The organism is Novipirellula galeiformis (genome assembly GCF_007860095.1).
Taxonomy (GTDB): domain Bacteria; phylum Planctomycetota; class Planctomycetia; order Pirellulales; family Pirellulaceae; genus Novipirellula; species Novipirellula galeiformis.
Map to the genome: position 1 here is coordinate 83,655 of NZ_SJPT01000003.1, position 20,827 is coordinate 104,481.

At 56.3% G+C, this 20,827-nt stretch carries 18 protein-coding genes; 9 read left to right on the forward strand and 9 right to left on the reverse strand.

Translation table 11 applies throughout. The features are described from left to right. Position 1 precedes the first annotated feature (1 nt). The 4 genes from Pla52o_RS08545 to Pla52o_RS08560 are packed head-to-tail and all read left to right on the forward strand — an operon-like array spanning position 2 to position 2,728. A complete protein-coding gene (locus Pla52o_RS08545) occupies positions 2 to 316 on the forward strand; it encodes a carboxymuconolactone decarboxylase family protein (RefSeq protein WP_197169111.1) in 315 nt (104 codons plus the stop codon). Further along, positions 291 to 920, forward strand: a complete 630-nt coding sequence (locus tag Pla52o_RS08550) for a molybdenum cofactor guanylyltransferase (protein ID WP_146594207.1) — start codon at positions 291 to 293, stop codon at positions 918 to 920. Before Pla52o_RS08545 ends, Pla52o_RS08550 begins: the two co-directional genes overlap by 26 nt. After that, positions 910 to 2,115, forward strand: coding sequence for a molybdopterin molybdotransferase MoeA (locus tag Pla52o_RS08555; RefSeq protein ID WP_146594208.1), 1,206 nt, complete (start codon positions 910 to 912; stop codon positions 2,113 to 2,115). Before Pla52o_RS08550 ends, Pla52o_RS08555 begins: the two co-directional genes overlap by 11 nt. Before the next feature lie 49 nt (positions 2,116 to 2,164). Next, positions 2,165 to 2,728 (forward strand): hypothetical protein, encoded by a 564-nt coding sequence (locus Pla52o_RS08560; RefSeq protein ID WP_146594209.1) that lies wholly within the window; start codon positions 2,165 to 2,167, stop codon positions 2,726 to 2,728. Positions 2,729 to 2,774: 46 nt separating this feature from the next. Here Pla52o_RS08560 and Pla52o_RS08565 read toward each other — a convergent pair whose 3' ends face one another. The 3 genes from Pla52o_RS08565 to Pla52o_RS08575 form a co-directional block, all read right to left on the reverse strand. After that, positions 2,775 to 4,160 carry a DUF1501 domain-containing protein gene (locus Pla52o_RS08565; RefSeq protein WP_146594210.1) on the reverse strand — a complete coding sequence of 462 codons (1,386 nt, stop codon included), beginning with the start codon at positions 4,158 to 4,160 and terminating at the stop codon, positions 2,775 to 2,777. 231 nt (positions 4,161 to 4,391) lie between these two features. Beyond that, positions 4,392 to 7,070, reverse strand: coding sequence for a PSD1 and planctomycete cytochrome C domain-containing protein (locus tag Pla52o_RS08570; protein ID WP_146594211.1), 2,679 nt, complete (start codon positions 7,068 to 7,070; stop codon positions 4,392 to 4,394). Positions 7,071 to 7,443: 373 nt separating this feature from the next. Beyond that, positions 7,444 to 8,181, reverse strand: coding sequence for a 3-keto-disaccharide hydrolase (locus tag Pla52o_RS08575; RefSeq protein ID WP_146594212.1), 738 nt, complete (start codon positions 8,179 to 8,181; stop codon positions 7,444 to 7,446). Between the two features lie 123 nt (positions 8,182 to 8,304). On the opposite strand from Pla52o_RS08575, the gene Pla52o_RS08580 reads away from it, so the two are divergent. Further along, complete coding sequence (locus tag Pla52o_RS08580; RefSeq protein ID WP_146594213.1) at positions 8,305 to 8,514, forward strand: hypothetical protein; 210 nt, start codon at positions 8,305 to 8,307, stop codon at positions 8,512 to 8,514. Then, entirely contained in the window at positions 8,504 to 10,048 is a 1,545-nt protein-coding gene (locus Pla52o_RS08585) for a sulfatase (protein ID WP_146594214.1), read from the forward strand. The genes Pla52o_RS08580 and Pla52o_RS08585 overlap by 11 nt, the downstream gene beginning before the upstream one ends. A 162-nt stretch (positions 10,049 to 10,210) precedes the next feature. Here the strand turns inward: Pla52o_RS08585 and Pla52o_RS08590 are convergent, their stop codons facing one another. Continuing rightward, positions 10,211 to 11,512, reverse strand: coding sequence for a radical SAM protein (locus Pla52o_RS08590; protein ID WP_146594215.1), 1,302 nt, complete (start codon positions 11,510 to 11,512; stop codon positions 10,211 to 10,213). A 121-nt stretch (positions 11,513 to 11,633) separates the two neighbouring features. Here Pla52o_RS08590 and Pla52o_RS08595 point away from each other — a divergent pair, with 121 nt between their 5' ends. From Pla52o_RS08595 to Pla52o_RS08605, 3 genes are all read left to right on the forward strand, one after another. Continuing rightward, positions 11,634 to 12,314, forward strand: coding sequence for a DUF2293 domain-containing protein (locus tag Pla52o_RS08595; RefSeq protein WP_146594216.1), 681 nt, complete (start codon positions 11,634 to 11,636; stop codon positions 12,312 to 12,314). A gap of 391 nt (positions 12,315 to 12,705) precedes the next feature. Then, positions 12,706 to 14,769, forward strand: coding sequence for a hypothetical protein (locus Pla52o_RS08600; protein ID WP_146594217.1), 2,064 nt, complete (start codon positions 12,706 to 12,708; stop codon positions 14,767 to 14,769). A 132-nt stretch (positions 14,770 to 14,901) separates the two neighbouring features. Continuing rightward, positions 14,902 to 15,849, forward strand: a complete 948-nt coding sequence (locus Pla52o_RS08605; protein ID WP_146594218.1) for a DNA integrity scanning protein DisA nucleotide-binding domain protein — start codon at positions 14,902 to 14,904, stop codon at positions 15,847 to 15,849. A 140-nt stretch (positions 15,850 to 15,989) separates the two neighbouring features. Here Pla52o_RS08605 and Pla52o_RS08610 read toward each other — a convergent pair whose 3' ends face one another. The 5 genes from Pla52o_RS08610 to argB all read right to left on the reverse strand — a co-directional run bounded on the left by Pla52o_RS08610 (position 15,990) and on the right by argB (position 20,825). After that, entirely contained in the window at positions 15,990 to 16,595 is a 606-nt protein-coding gene (locus Pla52o_RS08610; RefSeq protein WP_146594219.1) for a thymidine kinase, read from the reverse strand. A gap of 29 nt (positions 16,596 to 16,624) precedes the next feature. Next, positions 16,625 to 17,335, reverse strand: a complete 711-nt coding sequence (gene rph / locus Pla52o_RS08615) for a ribonuclease PH (RefSeq protein WP_146594220.1) — start codon at positions 17,333 to 17,335, stop codon at positions 16,625 to 16,627. A 182-nt stretch (positions 17,336 to 17,517) separates the two neighbouring features. Then, positions 17,518 to 18,468: an ornithine carbamoyltransferase gene (gene argF, locus Pla52o_RS08620; protein WP_146594221.1), complete on the reverse strand. Its 951-nt coding sequence runs from the start codon at positions 18,466 to 18,468 to the stop codon at positions 17,518 to 17,520. A gap of 73 nt (positions 18,469 to 18,541) precedes the next feature. Beyond that, positions 18,542 to 19,753, reverse strand: coding sequence for an aminotransferase class III-fold pyridoxal phosphate-dependent enzyme (locus Pla52o_RS08625; protein WP_146594222.1), 1,212 nt, complete (start codon positions 19,751 to 19,753; stop codon positions 18,542 to 18,544). A 208-nt stretch (positions 19,754 to 19,961) separates the two neighbouring features. After that, the gene (gene argB, locus Pla52o_RS08630) at positions 19,962 to 20,825 is read right to left on the reverse strand and encodes an acetylglutamate kinase (protein ID WP_146594629.1); all 864 of its coding nucleotides are present in this window, start codon (positions 20,823 to 20,825) and stop codon (positions 19,962 to 19,964) included. Positions 20,826 to 20,827 lie beyond the last annotated feature (2 nt).

The window sequence follows — 20,827 nt, forward strand, 5'->3', positions numbered from 1 at the left end:
GATGATTCCAAAATCGTATAAACAGATGCACAAAAGTTATCCCGAATACATGCAAGCGTATGAATCGTTTGGCGAGGAGGCGCGTAAAGCCGGCCCCCTTTCGCCGCGTGAAGTCGCCTTGGTCAAGCTGGCCATCTCCTTGGGCGCAGGTCTCGAAGGCGCAGCCCATTCCCACACGCGAAAAGCGCTCGAGGCCGGTTGCACTGCGGATGAACTGCGGCATGTTGCAGTCGTTTCCGCGCCCACGATCGGGTTTCCGACGATGATGCGTGCACGATCCTGGGTCGAAGATGTCCTCGAAAAACAAGCCAAGTGAGCGAGGCGCGACCGTGAACCTGTCGGCCACGTCGCTCGATGATGCTGGCAAGCAACGCTTACTCGGGGTCGTGTTGTGCGGTGGAAAATCCTCGCGAATGGGCCGCGACAAAGCAGCGTTGGCACACCCCAGTGGACAAACCTTTTTGAGCCACGCGATCAAGCGACTTGCTAATGTTTGTGACGCGGTCGTCGTCAGTGGGGATTCTACGGTGGCTCACGCAGTTCCCACGATTGTGGATCCCGTCGCACATCGCGGTCCGGCGACGGGAATCGCGGCGGCACTTGATTATGCAATCCGTCACGGTTTTGACGCTTGCTTTGTCACGCCCGTGGACATGCCGATGTTGAGCGGGAAAGATTTGGAATCGCTGAAAGAGGACTGGCACGCCCGGGATCAAATCACCGTTGCTGAGTCCGATGGACTAGAACCTTTAGTCGGAATTTACCCGATTCGTTTTGCGGGCCCGCTTCGACAATTGGCTGAATCCGAAAGCCGTAGTTTGTTTCGCTGGCTCGGATCCCATGATCACCACCGCGTGACGTTATCAGCGGCTTGTTGCCACAACATTAACACTCCTGAAGATTTAACGGATGTCAGCTAAAAAGTTTGCCTTTTGTAGCCCCGAGGAAGCGATCACCGCACTGGCGGCACGACTGAGTATCGTCGAGGTCGAAGACGCGGTGCAGGCGTGTCTTGGCCGGGTGCTCGCCGAAGACGTGATTGCCGATCGCGACAGTCCCGCTGCGGATGTTTCGGCGATGGACGGTTACGCCATCCGGCGGAGTGACTTGCGTCTGGGCGAATCGATTCCTGTCGCGGGGGAAAGCGTTCCCGGAGCCCCGCCGCCGCCGATGAAGGCGGGATCCATCATGCGTATCTTCACCGGGGCGCTGGTGCCCGATGGAGCCGACGCGGTGGTGAAACGTGAAGATACCGAAGAGTTGGAAAACGCGATTCGGTTTTTAGAGGTGGCGATGTCGACTCCGACGGGCGAGAACATTCGCCGCGCTGGTGAGAATGCAAAATCGGGTAGTCGTGTTCTCGCCGCAGGGGTTCAAATCAATGCGGCTCATCGCGCTACGATGGCAAATTTCGGCTGTTATCAAGCAACGGTTTACTCGCCGGTTCGCGTTACCCTGATCACGACGGGGGATGAAGTGGGTGTTTTCGACAAGGAAGCACCGAAGCCTTGGCAGCTTCGTAACAGCAACCAAATTGCGTTGGCCTCGTTGTTTGAGTCAAAGCCTTGGATCACGATCAACGCGGTTCATCATGCATGCGACGATCGTGAAACGCTCACCGCTTTGTTATCCGGTCTGCTGCCGCAAACCGATGCGGTCATCATGACGGGTGGCGTGTCGATGGGCGATTACGACTATGTGCCCGATGGAGTACGCGATGTTGGCGGCGAGGTGGTCTTTCATGGGCTGCCGATTCGGCCCGGGAAACCCATTCTCGGTGCCGCCACCGAAGAGGGGAAGTTGATTCTCGGCTTGCCCGGCAATCCCGTCAGCGCGGTGATCGGGGGACTTCGGTTTGCGTTGCCGCTATTAGCAAAGCAAAGTGGTCAAGTGAACTGGCGTCCGCGGTGCACGCAGGTTCGACTGGAAAACCCTGGCGAAAAAACGTTGCCGCTGTGGTGGTTGCGACTTGTCACGATGACGGCGCACGGGACGGCGGAACCGGTGCATAGCCAAGGCTCGGGAGACCTTGTTTCGTTGGGACAAAGCTCAGGCGTTGTCGAAATCCCCGCAGGGGAATCAGGCGAGGGACTATGGCCGTACTACGCATGGTAGGAAAGCCGACCGTTTCAGACACCCGACCTTGGACCGCTGGGATGACACGATGACCGATGGTATTAATCCTTACCAGCCGGTGGTGATCCACTCGGAGGCTTCCGTTAGCAGCGGCGATGAAGATGTTTGGTTTTCGGCAACGAGGGCGCAATTCAAGTTTGCCGAATCGCAGTTTCTGTTGCGCCGGTATTCCTATCGATTGTTCTTTGGTTCACTTGTGATGATCCTCTGTAGTGTGGCCGCGATTGTCATCACGCTTGCCCGGTTCGATAGTCCATTAGGTTTTGTCGCGGCGTTGTTGGGATCGATGGGGATATCGACATGCCTTTACCTCGCCATGGTGCACCGTGCCAAAGCCCGGATTCGCCAACGGCTGCTCGACCATGGTCTGCAACACGATGTGCAGTGCTCGCTCCGCTTGGATTCCGGCCGACTCGAGTTGTCAACGCCGTTGGGAGTCTATGCGTGGGATACGGCCACCCTCAAAGCGTATCGAACTCGAAAGGGATTGCTGGTCTGTCCTGAGCCTTTTCTGTACGCGTTCATTCCCAAGCGGAGTGATTTTCGGGATGGAGACTACAACGCGTTTTGCGCTCGATTGTTTGGCCGGTGAAGGCTAGTCGAGCGTGCAGGGATCGCTGCAGGGATCGCGGAATCCGCTAAGCGATGATGGCGTTGGCCACGTTGCCATGCACGTCGGTCAAACGGAAGTCGCGACCGGCATAGCGATAGGTCAATTGTTCGTGATCCAAGCCGAGCAGATTCAGGATCGTGGCGTGCCAATCATGGATATGGCACTTGTCTTGGACCGCCGCGTAGCCGTGTTCGTCGGTCGCCCCGTAGCTGAACCCGCCCTTGACGCCTCCGCCTGCCATCCAGGTCGTGTAACCCTTGTTGTTGTGATCGCGTCCGTCGCCGTTTTGAGCTGCCGGGGTGCGCCCAAATTCGCCTCCCCAAATTACCAACGTGTCTTTGAGCATGTCGCGTTGTTTCAAGTCGTTGAGTAAACCTGCGATCGGTTTGTCAATTTCGTTGCAGCGATTGGGTAGGTCGGTCGAGAGGTTGGTGTGATGATCCCAACCGCCATGGTTGATTTCCACGAAACGTACTCCCGACTCGACAAACCGACGGGCCAGCAGACATTGACGACCGAAACGTTGAGTGTCACCACCGTCGGCACCATACATGCGAAGCGTCGCCTCGGATTCGCCCGACAAGTCCATCAACTCGGGCATCGTGTCTTGCATTCGAAACGCAAGCTCGTACGATTCGATGATCCCTTCGACGCCAGGTTGGTGTTCCTCGCGACGAAGTTTTTCTTGATTGAGCGATTGGATCAAATCTAATTGTTGGCGTTGTTGTTTGGGGGTGAATCGCGGGTTTGCGATATCGGGGACGACCGATCCGCCACCCATCCGCCCTCCCCCGCCGCGACGAGCCACCGCGTTGATGGGAGTGCCGCCGTAGATCGCGGGCAAAAATGCACTGCCGTACGATTGAGATTGACCGGCCGCTGCACTGAGCGAAATGAACCCCGGCATGCTGTCGTTCTCGGTCCCTAATCCGTACAACGTCCACGCACCGATCGAAGGGCGGACGAACTGGGACGTTCCCGTGTGCATCTGGGTTTGTGCCGCGGGGTGGACGGGTTGGTCACAATGCATCGACCGGATTAAACACAACTCGTCCGCGTGCGCCGACACACTTGGAAACAGATCTGAGATCCACAGCCCGCTTTCGCCGCGCTGTTTGAAATCCCATTGCGAACCCAACAGCTTGCCACCGTATTGGCCGCTTTTGCCATGATCCGTTGTGAGTTGAGGCTTGTAATCAAACGTGTCCACATGCGACGGAGCCCCGGTCATGCAGAGAAAGATGACCCGCTTTGCCGATGCCGGAAAATGGGGCGTCTTGGGCGACAGTGGGTGCTCGTTGGATTGCGGGGGCTTCGCATTCGCCATACTCGAGAGCCCGGCAAAGGCGAGGTAACCAAAACCAGCCGAAACGCTTTGCAGTGCGGTACGCCGCGAGAGTCGAATTGTCATGGTGAGACCTTGTTCCGTCGTGTCGAGGGCAGCAGGGAGATAGGTAATGGGTGATGGTTTGGATCGAGCGGGCCGATCCGTTGGTTTTGAAGTTGTGCTGTTACCGTTTTTCCCGGCACATCACTACCCGAAGCATCAGCGAGGGACCAAGTCGAGATCGAGATTCCCTCGCGGACGCTTCGGGTTGTGAAAAACTCGCAACTTCAAAATCCGTTGGCAATGACTCACACGTCAATCCAAATAACGAAATTCGGCAGACGCCAGCAACGATTGGCAAATCGCCGAAAGCGTTTTGGTGGCTCGCACCGATTCATGACCAGCGACCTGGAATTGCTCTGCAAACGACTCGATCGCAGCCACTTCGGATGGATAAGGATCACGGCTGTAGAGCGTTCGAAACAACATCTTGATTTGTTCATCACGATGTGGGCTCGACAACAAGACACGTTTCGCCAAGGCATCGGATTGGTTCAGCACAAACGAATTGTTCATCATGAACAACGATTGATTGGGAGTGCTAGACGATTCGCGTGCTCCGACAATCATGCTCGGTTCAGCAAAGTCGAACACCTTCAATGCTCGCGGTTCTTGTCCTCGTACGATCGGCATGTAAATGCTGCGGAAGGTCGCGGCGGTCATGTCGAGTCGATCGCCACCGCTGCGTCGGTTCGCCAAAGCTTGCTCCATCATGGGACGCAGCATCCCCGGTCGCCCCATCATCGGCCCATTATTCATTGGCCCATCATTCATCACTCCAGCGGTGCCGATTCGGTTCATCCCGATCGCATCTCGGCCCACACCCTGCGCGGTCAAAAGCGAAGCGGGGTTAAACAGATTGCCGTCGCGGACTCGCATGTAGCCCACCTTGGCGACTTCGGATCCACGGGGACGTTGGAGGTCGAGATTTCCAGAAGCAAAAAGCATCGCATCGCGAAGCGCCTCGGCGTCGAGTCGCCGGGGAGTGGCTCGCCAGTATTGCTCGTTATCGGGATCTTGTTCGAAGTGGGCTTGGTCAAACCGGGTGCTGATCCGATAGACTCGCGAGGTTGCAACGAGACGCACCATCGACTTGACGGACCATCCTGAATCCATGAATTCGATTGCCAAGGTATCGAGCAATTCGGGATGCGTCGGCGGTTGTCCCGTCGCTCCAAAATTCTCGGGCGAGCGAACGATCCCGTGGCCGATTAAATGTTGCCAGATTCGGTTCACCATCACCCGGGCGGTTAGCGGGTTGTCGCGGCTGGCAATCCACTGGGCGAGTTCGAGGCGTCCACTGGATTGAGCGGGGATCGCGGGGGCTTGCTCGCTCAGCACGCGGGGAAAACCTCGCGGCACGATTTGCGCCGGTTGAGCGACTTCGCCACGCACCAGGACGCGCACATCACGAGGCTGCTCGACCGCTTGGACGCCCATGCAATACGAGTTCGGATTGCCCGCCTTGTCGACGCCACCGAGGATCGAGGACAACGCTTCGGCCTTGCTTTGCAGACGGACGAAGTTTTGCACCGAGACGTTATTGGACGCAGCGTTTTGGCGACGATTTCGGCGATATTCGACTAACGCCTCGATCGTTTCCTCAAGCTCGGCATTCAGTGTGGCGAGCTCCTTCGTCGAGAAGCGGCGGTCGAATTCGTTGGGGTCTTCCACCGGCAAACGCAACAGGTTGCTGGAATGGCGATTTTGGGCGCCGCGGATGTTCCCATACTTCGACGCCGGGGTTCCGTAATAGGCGATTGTATTGTGGAAAATGCCAGCTAATGCGTAGTAGTCGGTTTGCGGGATCGGATCAAATTTATGGTCGTGGCACCGCGCACATGCTACCGAAGTGCCCAGCATCGCACGGGTGGTCGTGTCGATTTGTTCGTCGATCAGGTCGGCAGTGAATTGAGTCTGATTTTGTTCCGCCAAACTCTTCGGACCGATCGCTAAAAAGCCGGTCGCGATCAAGTTCTCGGCCCATTGGGCATCCGAATCGGCGGGTAACAAATCGCCCGCGAGTTGCTCTTTTAAAAATCGATCGTAGGGTTTGTCTTCGTTGAACGCGTCGATGACATAGTCGCGGTAACGCCACGCATGGGGAAAGGTCATGTTGACTTCGCGGCCATTGGATTCGGCATAGCGAACCACGTCTAACCAGTGACGTCCCCAGCGTTCACCAAATTGTGGCTTTTCGAGCAATCGATCGACAACGTACGCGATCGCGTTGTCGGGATCGTCGTGGTAGTGCTTTTCGAAATACTCGAGCTGTTCCAGACTTGGTGGCAAGCCGATCAGGTCAAAGCACAAGCGACGCAGGATTTGCTGTGGCTCGGCATCGGCGGCGGGCTTCATCCCCGACGCTTCGAGCTTGGCAAGGATGAAGGGATCGACCACGGTGCGAGACCATTGGGCATGTTGAACCGCCGGAGCCGCCGATTTCTGTGGCAGCTTGTAAGCCCAGAACTCCGCTTTGGCTTGCTCGATGTCTTCGTCACTGATTTGGGTTTTCAGCACTGAAGGGGCCGTGATGCGAGGATCCGGTGCTCCCATTTCGATCCAAGTGCGAAAGTCGGCGATCACATTTTCGGAAAGCTTTCGCTTCGGTGGCATCACGAAATCTTGATGGGTGATCGCGTTGTACAGCAGGCTTTCGTCGAGATCTCCCGGAACGATGGCTGCCCCACTATTGCCTCCCATTTCGGCGAGCTCTTTGGTGTCGAGTCGTAAGCCCCCTTTGGCGTTGCCCGTTTGAGTGGAGTGGCATCCATAGCACTCTTTGACAAGCACTGGCCGGATCTTTGCTTCAAAGAAATCACGCTGGGATTGCGTCAGCGTTTCGGTCGCCCCGAGATTGGCTGAGCCATCGGGCCAGCAAACTAGGAACCAGCAAAGTAGGGTCAAGGACGCACACGTGGCCGATCGAAACATGATGGATGCCCGAGTGGAAGATAAGAAGAGATCTTCGAAGCCAATGTAATGATAACGCATCACACCGCTGCTTTTCTTCAAACCCCACTGTGTAGAAAACAGACCGCCCAATCGACCGTTAACCTGGAAATTTCATAACCCATCGCGTCAGCGAGGAAATTTCACGCTTGATGGGGCCCTCGCCGACGCGATTTGACGTTGCGTTTTTGTATTGAGGGCATTTTGAAAAAGGACGTGGGATGCATGCTGTAGCTGTGTTTACAAGAACGCGGTCCACCGCGAACGCGACGGTCACTACATCAAACGAAAAACGCCGCATGTGGCTGCCACATGCGGCGTTTTCATTTTTGACGGAATCGTAAAGCGAAGCTTGTTACTTGATTTCGCGAAGCTGAATGTTTTTGAATTCAGTCCACATCGGTGCCCCGGCGTGGATTTGCAACGCAATCACTCCCTCGTGGAGGGCGAGTTTGGGATGTTCGTCGGTGAAATCCAAGACGAGTTTGCCATTGAGGAAGTGTTGAATGTGGTTTCCTTTGGCGATGATGACGACGTCATTCCAGTCGTCGATGTTCATCAATTCCTTAAAGGCTGCGGCGTCGATGAGCGAGTTGTCGAGCACTTTTTTGCCCTCGGAAGTCCAAACCGCTTTTTCGCCTACCAAGCAAATTCGACCACGCGAGCCACGCTCGTCATAGATGAACGAGGGAACGTTGGGGAATTTGTTTTCGTTGCGCAGCTCGTGTTGGTAGCCTTTGACAACCCAATCGTTGCCGATGCCTTTGCCGCTGACGCGTGTCGATCGGTACTGGATTCCCGAGTTGTTCGTCGCAGTACAACGGAAGGAGAGTCGGAGCTCAAAGTCCTGTGGCTTTCCGCCGGTCCAGATCAGGAATGTATTGCCTTTGGGAGTCAGTTCTTTGGTCGATTCGCCATGGATCACGCCATCTTTGACCGACCAAAAACGCGGGTCACCATCCCAACCGTCAAGATCTGTGCCATTAAACAACGTGACAAATTCAGACGCGTTTTTGGCGGGTTCGTCGGCAAACGCGGTCAGCGTCACCAAACTGAGGCAAACAGAGAGAAGGGAAAGGGGCAGGCGGGGCATCCAGGAATCTCCAAGGGGGATCGATAGGGGAAAGCTCAAAGTTGATGTTTCGGATTATGACTCGGTTGCATTCAAAGCTCAAACCATCCGCAGGAGGGATTGGCAAAGTTTTATCATAATCCCATGCGATTTCATCGCGTGACGGGCACCTCATCGCGTGAGAGGGACGTCTTACCACGCGTGATGGACGCGCCCGCCCGTGCGATTCCCCAAAGCCCCGACGGGGTCGTTTTTTCAATCGAAGCGGGGGGCGTGTATGATTGTTTACCGCGAGCGCAGATTTGGCCCGCTGCCGTTTGCCACTTTTGGAGCTTGTTGCCGGATGTTTTGTAAACTCAAATCGCTTGTACGGTGCGGGAGCTTGGGGGTGGTCGGGCTGGCTTGGATCGGCTTGGTCGATGTCGCAATCGTGCTGGCTCAGGAGTCGGCTCAGGAACCCGCTGCGGTGACGGTTCCGACGCGTCCCAATGTGTTGTTTCTGATCTCGGATGACCTCAATAACGCCGTCGGATGTTATCGTCATCCATTGGTGAAAACGCCTCATCTCGATCGTCTTGCTCGTCGCGGGGTTCGCTTCGAGCGAGCTTATTGTCAATATCCGCTGTGCGGACCAAGTCGGAATTCGATGCTGACCGGATTGTATCCCAACAGTACGGGGATCCATCAAAACAGTCAAATCTTTCGGCAAACGATTCCATCGCATCTCGCTTTGCCACAAGCGTTTCGGTTGGACGGCTATTTCGCCGCTCGGATTGGAAAACTATATCACTACAATGTTCCCAAAAGTGTCGGCACCAACGGGCACGACGATCCGGGGTCCTGGGAACTCGAGCTGAATCCGGCGGGATGCGATCGGTTGCTAGAAGAGCCCGATATCTTTTCGCTTCGCAAAAATGCATTCGGCGGAACGTTGTCTTGGTATGCGTCCCCGCGGGGCGATCGGTTGCACACTGATGGGATGTTGGCCGACGACGCGTGTTGGGTGCTCGAGCGATGTGCAAAACGCAACGACCGTCCCTTCTTTTTAGCGGTCGGTTTTTATCGCCCCCACACTCCGTATGTGGCTCCAAAGCCTTACTTTGAACAATACGATCGCACTCAAATGCCGTTGGTCGCGAATGTCCAAGACGATGTCAAGGATCTTCCCAAGGCGGCGCTGGGCAGTCACAAAAAAGAGCATGAACGGCTAACCGATCCACTCCGACGCGAAGCGATTCAAGCGTACTTTGCCAGTATCACGTTCATGGATGCTCAAGTCGGCCGGGTGTTGGACCGTCTGGAGTCGTTGGGGCTCGCCGAAAATACAATCGTCGTGTTTACAAGCGATCATGGTTACCATCTGGGCGAACATGGTTTGTGGCAAAAGATGAGCTTGTTTGAAGAGAGTGCTCGGGTGCCGATGATCATCGCCGCACCTGGGGCCGCAGAGAACAAAGTCGCCCCGTCTCCGGTCGGATTGATCGATTTGTACCCTACGCTGACGGAGCTGTGTGGTGTCAAATCGCCCGGCAATTTGCAAGGTCAATCACTGGTCCCGATCCTGAAAGATCCAGCACAGAAAGGTCGTGGATGGACGCTCACGCAAGTCGCACGCGGTGGCGGGAAGAACCGATTCTTTGGCTACAGCCTGCGTACGCCTCAGTGGCGGTACACCGAATGGGACGAAGGCAAAGCGGGACGAGAGCTGTACGATCACGACGCGGACCCGACCGAGCAAAATAATCTTGCCGATGCTGAGTCGCATGCCGCGACGGTCAAGGAATTGTCGGCGATGCTTCATCAAGCGTTGCCAAGCACGTTCCCGGAGGATGGGGAGATACCGGCGTTGTCAGCGACGGTTTGGGCACCGAATTTGACGAACCCTTGAATTTGACGAATCCCTGAAACACACTCCGCTGTAAATCTGTTGCTGCAATGATCACTCATTGCCGTGTCTTTCTCAGCCCTGAATCGAAGCAGCGGGAATCGAAACAGGTCTAGAAGCGGAGTCGACGGTCCTCGAAGCTTGCCAAGCCCGTCGCGACCAGGATCATCGTCCCGGATCAATCGCTTCGCGATTCAAGATCGGCAATTCGCTTTTCGGTTTCGCATCGCCCGCGGATTGATCGGGGTCTTGGTACTTGCTGGCATCGAAATGCCGGCTGTAGGTTCCGAAGTCGTTAAAGGCGTACTTCTTGGCCCAGCGATAGACGAAGCTGCGTTCGGGGATTTCATCGCCCGGTTGGTATTGGCTGCGACGTGGCGAGACGGCGTTGAGTTCGTCGATCACCTTGGTGCGAGCCGTCGTATCGCGAGCACCATGCTTTTCCGCAAGTTGGACCAACAAGTCGGGCCGCTCCATGATCACACAGCCGCGTGTGTGTTGAGCGGTCAGTTCACGAAAGTCTCGCAAAAACTCAGACTGATTGAACGTGTCTTTGAGCGATCGATCATCGTGGATCGATTCGGTGGCAAGTTGGATCACCGGACACGGTTCGATATCACCCCACGGACCGACATGATGGGTGAACCCGGTGGCAGCCGGGCAAAGGGCATTGCCGGCGTCGTCGTGATAGGCATCGATCACGACGATCGGCTTGGTCGCTCGCGTGTCGACTACAAATTGCCGCACCCGGCGTTGCTCTTCGCTCGACAAGGCAAGGTCGGGGTTGGACTCGGGACCCACCGGGCGATAGATGTGATACCAGCAATACATGACCCCCATCTCGATCAAGCGGTCCACCCAAGCGTTGCTGACCAGATCGTCGATATTCGATTTGCAAACACTCGTGCAAACACCGACGAGCAACCGATGGCGAAGGGCGGTCTCGAGTCCTTGCATCGTCTGGTTCAACACGCCCTCGCGGCCGCGCCGAGTATCGCTGACGATTTCGGAGCCTTCGACGCTGATCAGGGGGGTGACATTGCCGAGGCGGCGCAGTTCTGCGGCGACTTCATCGGTGATGAAATGGCCGTTGGTGAAAACTTGGAAGTAGACGTCGCGATTTGCAGCAAAGATCTTGAGCAAATCTTTGTGCATGAAAGGTTCGCCACCCAGAATGCCGAAGAAACGATTGCCCATCGCTTTGGCTTCGGCAATCACTTTGTTGGCGGCCTCGAATTCAATCCGATGTTGTTTGGCAGCCACGTCGACCCAGCAACCTTGGCAGCGTAGGTTGCAGCTGTTGATCACCGACAGATATAAAAACGGTGGGAAAAAGTCTCCGCGTTTCAATCGTTGCTTGTGTTTGTGAACACTCCACAAACCGCGAACCCCCAAGGTCCACGCCGCTTTTGCGAGCAGACGCTTGTCGGGTTCGAGAAGTAATCGACTGGCGAGACGAAAGTACATAAAACGAAAATCTCAAATTGAGTAACGGTCGGATTGAGGATCAGTCCGATTTCGTAACCACCCGCGTCGATGTCTGCGGAAGCCGACATCGTACATCCACCCCAGCTTAGTCAAAGCCAGCATGAGCAACCAGACGTTCGCCCCCGGACCGACCGAAAACACCGTCCGTGATTCGGAAGGCAAAACCCACACCCCGCCCGCCCATTGGGCTCTATTGCCCCCGGGAGACGCCGCGCTGACACGTCGTGTGAAAGCGGCAGGTGAGCACTGGATCGTTCAAGAGAAAAAGGGACGCCGAATGTTTTCCAAGGGAATTTGGGCTCCCGCAACCACCATTGAGAAAATAAAGGCGGTGCTCGAGGTCGAGCGTTCAAGCGAAAGCTACGCCAAACGCAAGGTTGCCGATAAACAACGACGCGATCGAACCCAAGCGGCTTACGTCGATGAATTTTTCGACTCGGTCGTCTCCTATCTCGATTTTCATCCCCTACATGACGCGATTGCTCGCAAGATGGCGCGAGCGATTACTGATCACGCCACGCCGGTCGGTAGCGGAACGGTCGCTCGTACCAAACGGATCTCGGTCGAACAACGCGCCGAGGCCGCCGTGATCGCCTGGATGCGGCACCAAACGACCGCCTACGATTCGATGGTGATCCCACGCGTCAAAGGAAAGCGACGCGAAGTGCGACGCATGCTAGCGGGACGCTCCAAAGAGCTGCTGCATCAATACCGGCAAAACCAAGTCAGCTCGCTGGATTGTCCCCTAATCAAAGCATTAACCGCTCCAGCGAATGGATAGGGAGCATTTGCGAGCAAGCCGATGCAGCGTCGTGTTTGATTCGTAAAACTCGTAAGCTTCCCAGAGTGAAAACGACGGCGTTGATGCGGGGTGAAATAAATGATTGCATTGTGAATCGACGCTTTCATGGCACCCATTCACACGGTCGCTACTTTAAGAAAATTCACTCATTCTTGGGCCAATAAACCCTCGATTGGACTTTGCGCTGAGGTGCGGTTTGCGTACCCCTCGAAAGATCTTCCGCCGTCGAGGGAGTTGCTTGTGATCTAAGTAAACTCGCAACAGAGAACTTCCGATAGCACACTCTAGGTTTACCCGCGTTCTGGAGTCCTTTGTGCAAAAAATGAAACGTTATCCTCGATCGCGGACTTCACTGAGTTGTTTGCTAGCTTTGTCGTGCTCGCAATTCGCGATTGGGGGCGACGAGGTCGTGTTGGCTCCCGCGTTGGAAACTGCCGCGGAGGCTCAGATTGCCCGGCGTCCATGGTTGCTTGATGTTTTGAGCAAGAAGCCCGAGTCCAAGCAGGACGCAGGGGCGAGCATGCTGCCGACGCCACCACCGAATCGGCCTCGTGTTTCCGACCCGCCATCGATGAAGGACTCGCTCGCAAATGTTCCGCTGAGTCGCGATGAGCAGAGTGACGCGACGCCTCTCGATATCGGCACTGTCGATGCGGCCCCGGTCGATGTTTACGCGCACAAGGGCGCGTCGGTGTTGCAGCACGATGAGCGCGACGATGACAACTGGGTGCCACGATCGCTGGGCCGCGCCCTCAGGGCTCAAGGGCAATCGAGACCAACGCTCGCTCCTGCATCGCCACGCAAGACGACGTCGGAGGTTACGCCCGAGCTCATGCCTGAGCCTGAGGTTGCTCGTGAGCCCGAGCTCACGCCTGAGCCTGAGGTCACGCCCAAGCCCGAGGTCGCTGCCAAGCCCGAGGTTACTGCCAAGTCGTTCAACCGTGGCGTGGAGGTGCGTCCAAAGTTGGTGCCCCTCTCCGATCCAACGGTGAATGAGTCACATCGGTCGGTGAAGGATTCGCAGGCTGAAAACTCGACGAATTGGGAAGATTCCGAGCGTAGCTCGCCTCCATCGAACTCAAGCGACGAGACGATGGAAGTTCAGGAGCGATTTGACATCGAAGATTCGGAGATCGCCGACGCACCGCATGAGGACGCTGAACTCGATTCAAGCTTTGCCGAGCATCTGCGAAACGCAAAACCGGTTCAGCGAAAATTGCGTTCCGTGACCATTGATCCGGCGTCACCGGGTGGCTTCCGTCTCGAGCCTGCTCCGAGGCAGCGAGAGGCCAGCGAGGCTGCGGACGCGTCATTGCCGCGTCGTCGCTCCAACTCGGTGGGAGATCAATTCGCGGGTGAACCGCCGGCTGACGAGTCGTTGGGTGATCGTGAACCGGTTTCCCTTGACTACGTTGGCATGCCAACCGGACCGTTGAAGCTTTCCGCTTCGGTTGCCAAGATGAAGCCGGTGATGCAGCGGTGCTTGGTCAACTACTACCGAAATCCCGAGATCGCCAACCAGCGAAGCAACTGGGGAATGTTGCATTCGATCATGGTCTACGGCGTCGATACCAAGATCGTTGCCGAACGGCAACATTTCAACGCCATCGCTTGGATTGCGGGCAACAACGCTTGTCGTGGACAACGCTTGATCGAGACGGATCGCGATGGCATCCATGTCAGAAGTGGAGTGGGGTTACAGGGTCATCAAGCTCAGATGCTGTGTGTGTTCTCGTTGTGCGATGTACCGATTGAATATCCGTTGTACGTGGGGACCACCAAGTACTCGGTGCGTGATGTCGTCAAACGCGAGATGGCGGATTGTAAAAGTGGCGCCGAATTGACCTTCACCTTGATTGGACTTTCCCACTATCTCGATACCGACGCGAGTTGGCTTGCCTCGGACGGAAGTCGCTGGGATTTCGAGCGATTGATTCGCGAAGAGTTGTCCCAGCCGATTGTGGGTGCCGCGTGTGGAGGAACGCACCGCTTGATGGGATTCTCCCATGCATTGCGAAAGCGTCGCGCCGAGGGGCGGCCGATTACGGGGCAATGGGCTCGGGCCGAAGTCTTTACCAACGATTTCATCGAATATGCCTTCTCGCTGCAGAATCGCGATGGATCGATGAGCACGAATTGGTTCGAAGGGCGTGAAGACAATGGGAAAATGGACCGCAAGGTGCAAACGACGGGGCACATGGTCGAGTGGATGTTGACGACGTTGCCGGATTCGCAGTTGCAAGATCCGCGGTTGGTGCGTGCGGTCCGCTATCTGTTGGCCTCGATGTACAACGAGCCGAAACACGATTGGCAGATCGGTCCCAAGGGACATGCACTGCGAGCACTGGCGATGTACTACCAACGGACCTATCGCAGCGGACCGGCGTGGCAAACCCCGGCCATCGCCAGCGGAGCCCGAACGCTGCAGCGATAGTGCGGTTCGGGCATAAAACGCAGATTTAGCGGCTGATCTGGTTGCCGGTTTCCGCCGCTTCGCTAATACTTTGATTCTCTTTGTCATATTACCCAGTTTGAATCACCCTCACCCTGTCGAGTGCGCCCTGCAATGGCGACACAACGTCTGACGAAACATAACGCGGCCATGATTCGCGCGGCGATCGATCTTTTTCGTGATCGAGGCGCCGATGCGTTGCTGCTGCTTTTAGATGGATCGACCGACTGGAAACGTATCTCCGAGATGGCTCAGCCGCTCGACAAACCCTTTATTGTCGCGGTGGATTCAGCGCATGATCTCGAGGGAGCCTCCGAAGCGGGGCTCAAACCGCTGGCCCTCAACAAAGAAAAGGCTCCGCTGCTCGAGCGTCTTCAACACGCCTTGCTCGAAGCGGCCGCCGATGAGTTGATTCGCACCAATGGCGAGGTGGTGGCCCTGTATAGCGGTTTTCAGCACGGACGACTCGACTCGATCAGCCATCTACAACTCGACGAGCGAATGCGGCAATTGACCAGCCGCGATCTGCAGATGCTCGAGAGCCGAGTCCCGTTGAAGACGATCAAGGCGGTGATCGATTTGGCGGCACAGATCGGCCGCGAAGGCCGCGAAGGAAAGCCGGTGGGCACGCTGTTTGTCGTCGGCGACACTCGCAAAGTGATCGAGCATGCGAATGACAGCGGGGTCGATCCCTTCCGTGGTTACAACCGCAAACAACGTAATTTGCTCGACCGCAAGGTCCAAGAAGATGCCAAGGAAGTCGCTCAGCTCGACGGCGCGTTTATCATCGCCAGTGATGGGGTGATCGAAAAGAGTCGGCAAATGCTCGAGGTCTCGCACGAAGACCTCACGATGAGCAAAGGGTTGGGGGCCCGGCACTGGGCCGCCGCAGCGATTTCACGCAAGACCAAAGCGATCGCGGTCGTCGTCAGCCAATCCACCGGTACCGTCCGCTTGTACCAAGACGGTCATCTCGTGATGCGGATTGAGCCGATGGACAAGGCCGTGAAGTGGCAAGAGTTCAACTTTGAACCGCCTTCGTCGTCACCGCCTGATAATTAGGGAGCGGGTCACGAGCGTCCTTTGAGATCCACGCTCGTTATTAGGCCCGTTCGTTATTAGGCCCGTTCGTTATCAGGCCCGTTCGTTATCAGGTCCGTGGCTCGTGGGGGTGTAGCCGCGTGCTAGGCTCGCAATGCGTGCTACAGCAGCGGTAATTCGTCATCGCGACGAACCGACATGCCGTCCTTGAAGTGTTGCCGGCACACCGACACGTAACGCTCGTTGCCGCCGATTTGGATTTGCCGACCATCTTTGACGGGTTGGCCTTTGGCATCCATGCGAAGCACCATCGTCGCTTTACGTCCACAGTGGCAAATCGTCCTGATCTCGGACAATGTATCGGACCAGGCCAAGAGGTGCTCGCTGCCTTCGAACAAGTGGCCTTGAAAGTCGGTTCTCAAGCCATAGGTCATCACGGGAATGTCGAGCGTGTCGCACACATCGCTCAATTGACGCACTTGTAATTGGGTCAAAAATTGGGCTTCGTCCACAAACACGGCGTGAATCGATTTGGCGTCATGCTCCTTGTGGACGACGGAAAACAGATTGTCGGATTGATTGAACGTGATGGCCTCCGAGCTGAGGCCGATACGGGAGGTGACTTTGCCGGCTGCGAAACGAGTATCCATTTCGGGCAGCAGGATCATCGTATTCATCCCACGCTCGCGATAGTTGTAGCTTGCTTGCAGCAGGACAGTCGATTTCCCAGCATTCATCGCGGAAAAATAAAAGTAGAGCTTTGCCATCGAACGCGTGCTGCCTTTCTCGTCGCGGTCTACGAGAGGGATTGGAGTTGTTTTGTCGTGAGTTCTCGGATGCCTTGCTTGGCCAATCGCAACAGATCGGCGAGTTGATCATCGTCAAACGTCGCCTCTTCGCCTGTGCCTTGGATCTCGACAAACTTGCCCGAACCGGTCATGACGACGTTCATGTCGACATCCGCAGCGGAATCCAATTGGTAATCGAGGTCCAAGTGGGCGACGTCGTTGACGATTCCGGCGCTGATTGCGGCGATACTATCACGAATCGGGCCGTCACCGATGCGGCTTCCCGGAACGGCGATCTGGATCGCTTTGGCCAGTGCGATGAATCCGCCGGTGATCGCGGCGGTGCGCGTTCCTCCGTCGGCCTGCAACACGTCACAGTCCACGGTGATCGAGCGTTCGCCAAGTTTGACCAAATCGACGACCGCACGCAGACTGCGTCCGATCAAACGCTGGATCTCGGTGGTTCGGCCGTCGATTTTGCCGCCACGGTCACGCGGTTTCCGTGGCGTGGTGCTGCCCGGCAGCATGTTGTACTCGGCCGTGACCCAGCCTTTGCCCTTGCCGGCAAGCCAGGGGGGAACCGAGGCTGCGAGCGATGCGGTGCACAACACGATCGTGCCTTCGCATCGATACAAGACGCTCGCAGGGTTCGACGGAATGTAGCCCAGTTCGATTTGGACGTTGCGAAGTTGGTCTGCGGGGCGAGGGGTGGCGGGCATCGAGAGTTACCGTGGATTCGGTGGAAGTAAAAAAAGAATGATGGCCGAGTCGTTTGCACCCTCCTCCCCTCGTCCAACGCATTGTCGTTACCGATGGGGGCGTTACCGATGGGGGCGTTACCGATGGGGGCGTTACCGATGGGGCGAGCGGATCAGGGTGAACGATAAATCGCGTCGGCCGCTTAGAGGCTTTGGTCCACTTGGACATGGTCGTCGATCCACTTGCGATTGAGCAGCCAAACGAGCAGCCCTTTCTGGGCATGCATCCGGTTGCCGGCTTGGCGGATGACGTCACTTTGTTTGCTGTCGATGACCGCGTCGGTGATCTCTTCGCCTCGCACGGCAGGCAAACAGTGCAGCACGCGGGCGTGGCTCGGGGCGCTGGCCATCAATTGTTCGTTGACTTGGAAATTGGCAAACGCAGCGCGGCGGGCCGCCATTTCCGCTTCCTGACCCATGCTCGTCCAAACATCGGTATAGATCGCGTCGGCATCGGCCACCGCCCGATGCGGGTCGGTTGCGGATTCGATGATGGCTTTGGGGTAGCGGTCGGCAATGCGGCGCAGCCAATCGGAGTCCATCTCGTAACCAGGCGGACACACCAAGGTGAAACGCATGTCGAGCATTGCCGTGCACAGCGCGACGGACTGGGCCACGTTATTGCCGTCGCCAACAAAGACGATGTGTTTGTCCTTGTAGCCGCCCAACGATTCACGCACGGTCAAGACATCGGCCATCGCTTGGCAAGGATGACATAGATCGGTCAAGCCGTTGATCACGGGCATCGCATTGAAACCCGCTAACAGTTCAACGTGTTCATGTTTCTTGGCACGGCAAACCACGGCATCCACAAATTGGCCAAGCACTTTGGTAAAGTCGACCGGAGATTCGCGTTTTCCCCAGCCGACTTCTTCACCCAGAAACAGGCTGGTGCCGCCCAGTTGTGCCATACCCGTTTCGAAGCTGACACGCGTGCGTAGACTCGGTTTCTGAAACAGCAATGCGATCACACGACGTTCCAATATCGGTGGACGTTCACCCGCAGCCAACCGTTGTTTCAACGACAAGGATGCCGCGAGAATGCGTTGTAATTCGTGAACTTCGATATCGAATAGACTTCGTAGGTGTTGCATGGCAACGGCCTCATCGTTGTGTTAGTTTTCGTAGCGGATGATTTTATAAACGGAAACGCGGTGGATCGTGACGTTAAACGGCTAAATCCTTGGAACGCTGCTCAATCGCATTCATGGTTTCCAGCAGAAGGCTGAGTAGTGATTCTCGGTCTTCGGGACTTAGGTTGAGCGAAGGTTGTAGTAGGATCGCGGCTTCGCCGGAGGCTTCGATGCGTAGACCGTTCGTTGCCGCGACGCTGACGATCTCGGCGGCTGCCAAATCCGTCTCGATGCCAAGGGTCATGCCGGTGACATGAATGTCGCGAATGAACTCAAAGCCAGCGATTGCCTCGGCAACCGCGACGGCAAATTCTTGACCCAACTCGCTCGCGGCACCAGGCAATTCAAGTCGTCCAAGGGCTTGCAGCATCGCAGTCACGACGTTGGACTGGATCGGATAGTCCGTGGATTGATGGATCGGCCGCCCGGTCAAGCGTTCCGAGGCAATCAACATCCCGCCTGGCAAGCCGGCGAACAATCCGCCCGCCACCACGATGCCATCGACAGCTACATCTGCGAGCGAAGCGAAGGTAAAACACGAACCGGTGGCACCGAAACACAAGCGAGCTTCGTCCATCAACAACACGAGATCGTGTTGGTCGCAAAGCTGGCGAACGCCACGGAGATAGTCGCCATCGATCGAGCGAGCTCCATTGGCGAGGTTGACGGGCGAGAGCAAAACCGATGCGGTGGAATCATCGATTGCCGCTTCGAGTGCTTTCAAGTCGTTTGGCTTGACGTGATCAAAACCTGCGACCATCGGTCCAAAGCCGGAATGCAAATGCGGTTGACCGCTGGCGGAGCGACACAATGCGGTGCGGCCATGATCGCTGCCGGCGATTGCAATCGTTCGATAACTCGCTTCAGAATTGCGTTTTCGAGCGAATGCAATCATCGCTTCGATTGCCAGATCGGCCGCAGGGAACAATAGCAGCGAATCGGCAGCGATCGAATCGCTGTTACCGGACGATTCCAACAACGACGCTAACGCACTCGCCAACTCGGTTGGTTCATCGTCGGCCGCTTTGTTGTCGGCCACCTGATTGTCGGCAATGTCCAGCGCCGCCGAGGCGTCCCCCAGATACACATGGGCGGACTGTGAGATGGCGTCGATCACTGTGGGGCAACTGAAACCGACCGCGCTTGCCCGCCCCGCCAAGGCATCCACCCACGGATGCCCCAACGCATCGACGCGCCGAATGCCATCGATTGGCGCCTGTCCATTGGACTTGGAGGGTTCGCTCATGGGATGCCTTGAAGAAGAATAAATGAAAAGAGAAAGCAACGGCCAACCCCTGTCATCGTTTGTCAGGGACGCCGTTGCTGTGCTTTATTAAAGCGTTCGTGCGGTGTTGCGGAGTCTCGGTCGGCTTCTTGAAAACGGAGGGGTTGGATTGCTGCACGTTCGTTTTGTGCCTGAGACCGAATCGCAATCACTCTCAATCGGACGACGCTTAGAGATGGATTTCGGTTCCCACACCTTGAGTGGTGAAGATTTCCAGTAGCAGCGAATGGCGTAGTTTACCATCAATGATGTGCACTTTGCCGACGCCTCGCCCAAGGGTTTCCAAACACGCTTCGACTTTGGGGATCATGCCAGCATCGATCACACCGCTCTCAATCAATTCTCTCGCTTCGGCCGAAGAGAGCGAATGAATAATGGTGTCGGGATCTTCTTTATCGCGTCGAACACCGTTGACGTCTGACAAAAAGACTAATTTTTCTGCTCCCAGCGATTGGGCTACTGCCATCGCCGCGGTATCGGCGTTCACGTTGTAGTGTTGGCCATCGTCGCCTTCGCACATCGACGGGATCACGGGGACTTGATCGGTGTACGACAAGCCTTCGATCACGTTGCGATCGACACGCGTCACTTCGCCGACGAACCCGAGGTCTTCATCGGGGCGCTCGGCAAGCTTTTGCCCGAACAGCACGTTGGTGGTTAGGAACGAGAGGTTCATCGCCCGCCCTCCCAAACGCTCCATCTCTTCGGTCAAGAAGACGTTCAGATCGCCAGCCAATACTTTTTCGACGACGTTGAGTGTCGCTTGGTCCGTCACGCGGCGTCCGCGAACGAAATGGGGTTGGATCCCCGCTTCGGCCAATTCCCGATTGATCGCTTTCCCGCCGCCATGCACCAACACCGGGTTCATGCCGACCGACTCCATGAAAATGACATCCAACAAGATGTGCATCAATGCTTGGGTATCGTCCAGAATGCTGCCGCCCAACTTGATCACCGTCGTTTTTCCACGGAATTGACGAATCCACCCCATGGCTTCGATCAGGGTGTTCGCTTTTGCGATCGCTTCTTCCAAGG

Bases quoted from the DNA above. Each gene is read 5' to 3' on its own strand.
- Pla52o_RS08545 (WP_197169111.1), top strand. From the start codon at position 2: ATGATTCCAAAATCGTATAAACAGATGCACAAAAGTTATCCCGAATAC.
- Pla52o_RS08550 (WP_146594207.1), top strand. From the start codon at position 291: ATGTCCTCGAAAAACAAGCCAAGTGAGCGAGGCGCGACCGTGAACCTG.
- Pla52o_RS08555 (WP_146594208.1), top strand. From the start codon at position 910: ATGTCAGCTAAAAAGTTTGCCTTTTGTAGCCCCGAGGAAGCGATCACC.
- Pla52o_RS08560 (WP_146594209.1), top strand. From the start codon at position 2,165: ATGACCGATGGTATTAATCCTTACCAGCCGGTGGTGATCCACTCGGAG.
- Pla52o_RS08565 (WP_146594210.1), bottom strand. From the start codon at position 4,160: ATGACAATTCGACTCTCGCGGCGTACCGCACTGCAAAGCGTTTCGGCT.
- Pla52o_RS08570 (WP_146594211.1), bottom strand. From the start codon at position 7,070: ATGTTTCGATCGGCCACGTGTGCGTCCTTGACCCTACTTTGCTGGTTC.
- Pla52o_RS08575 (WP_146594212.1), bottom strand. From the start codon at position 8,181: ATGCCCCGCCTGCCCCTTTCCCTTCTCTCTGTTTGCCTCAGTTTGGTG.
- Pla52o_RS08580 (WP_146594213.1), top strand. From the start codon at position 8,305: ATGCGATTTCATCGCGTGACGGGCACCTCATCGCGTGAGAGGGACGTC.
- Pla52o_RS08585 (WP_146594214.1), top strand. From the start codon at position 8,504: ATGTTTTGTAAACTCAAATCGCTTGTACGGTGCGGGAGCTTGGGGGTG.
- Pla52o_RS08590 (WP_146594215.1), bottom strand. From the start codon at position 11,512: ATGTACTTTCGTCTCGCCAGTCGATTACTTCTCGAACCCGACAAGCGT.
- Pla52o_RS08595 (WP_146594216.1), top strand. From the start codon at position 11,634: ATGAGCAACCAGACGTTCGCCCCCGGACCGACCGAAAACACCGTCCGT.
- Pla52o_RS08605 (WP_146594218.1), top strand. From the start codon at position 14,902: ATGGCGACACAACGTCTGACGAAACATAACGCGGCCATGATTCGCGCG.
- Pla52o_RS08610 (WP_146594219.1), bottom strand. From the start codon at position 16,595: ATGGCAAAGCTCTACTTTTATTTTTCCGCGATGAATGCTGGGAAATCG.
- rph (WP_146594220.1), bottom strand. From the start codon at position 17,335: ATGCCCGCCACCCCTCGCCCCGCAGACCAACTTCGCAACGTCCAAATC.
- argF (WP_146594221.1), bottom strand. From the start codon at position 18,468: ATGCAACACCTACGAAGTCTATTCGATATCGAAGTTCACGAATTACAA.
- Pla52o_RS08625 (WP_146594222.1), bottom strand. From the start codon at position 19,753: ATGAGCGAACCCTCCAAGTCCAATGGACAGGCGCCAATCGATGGCATT.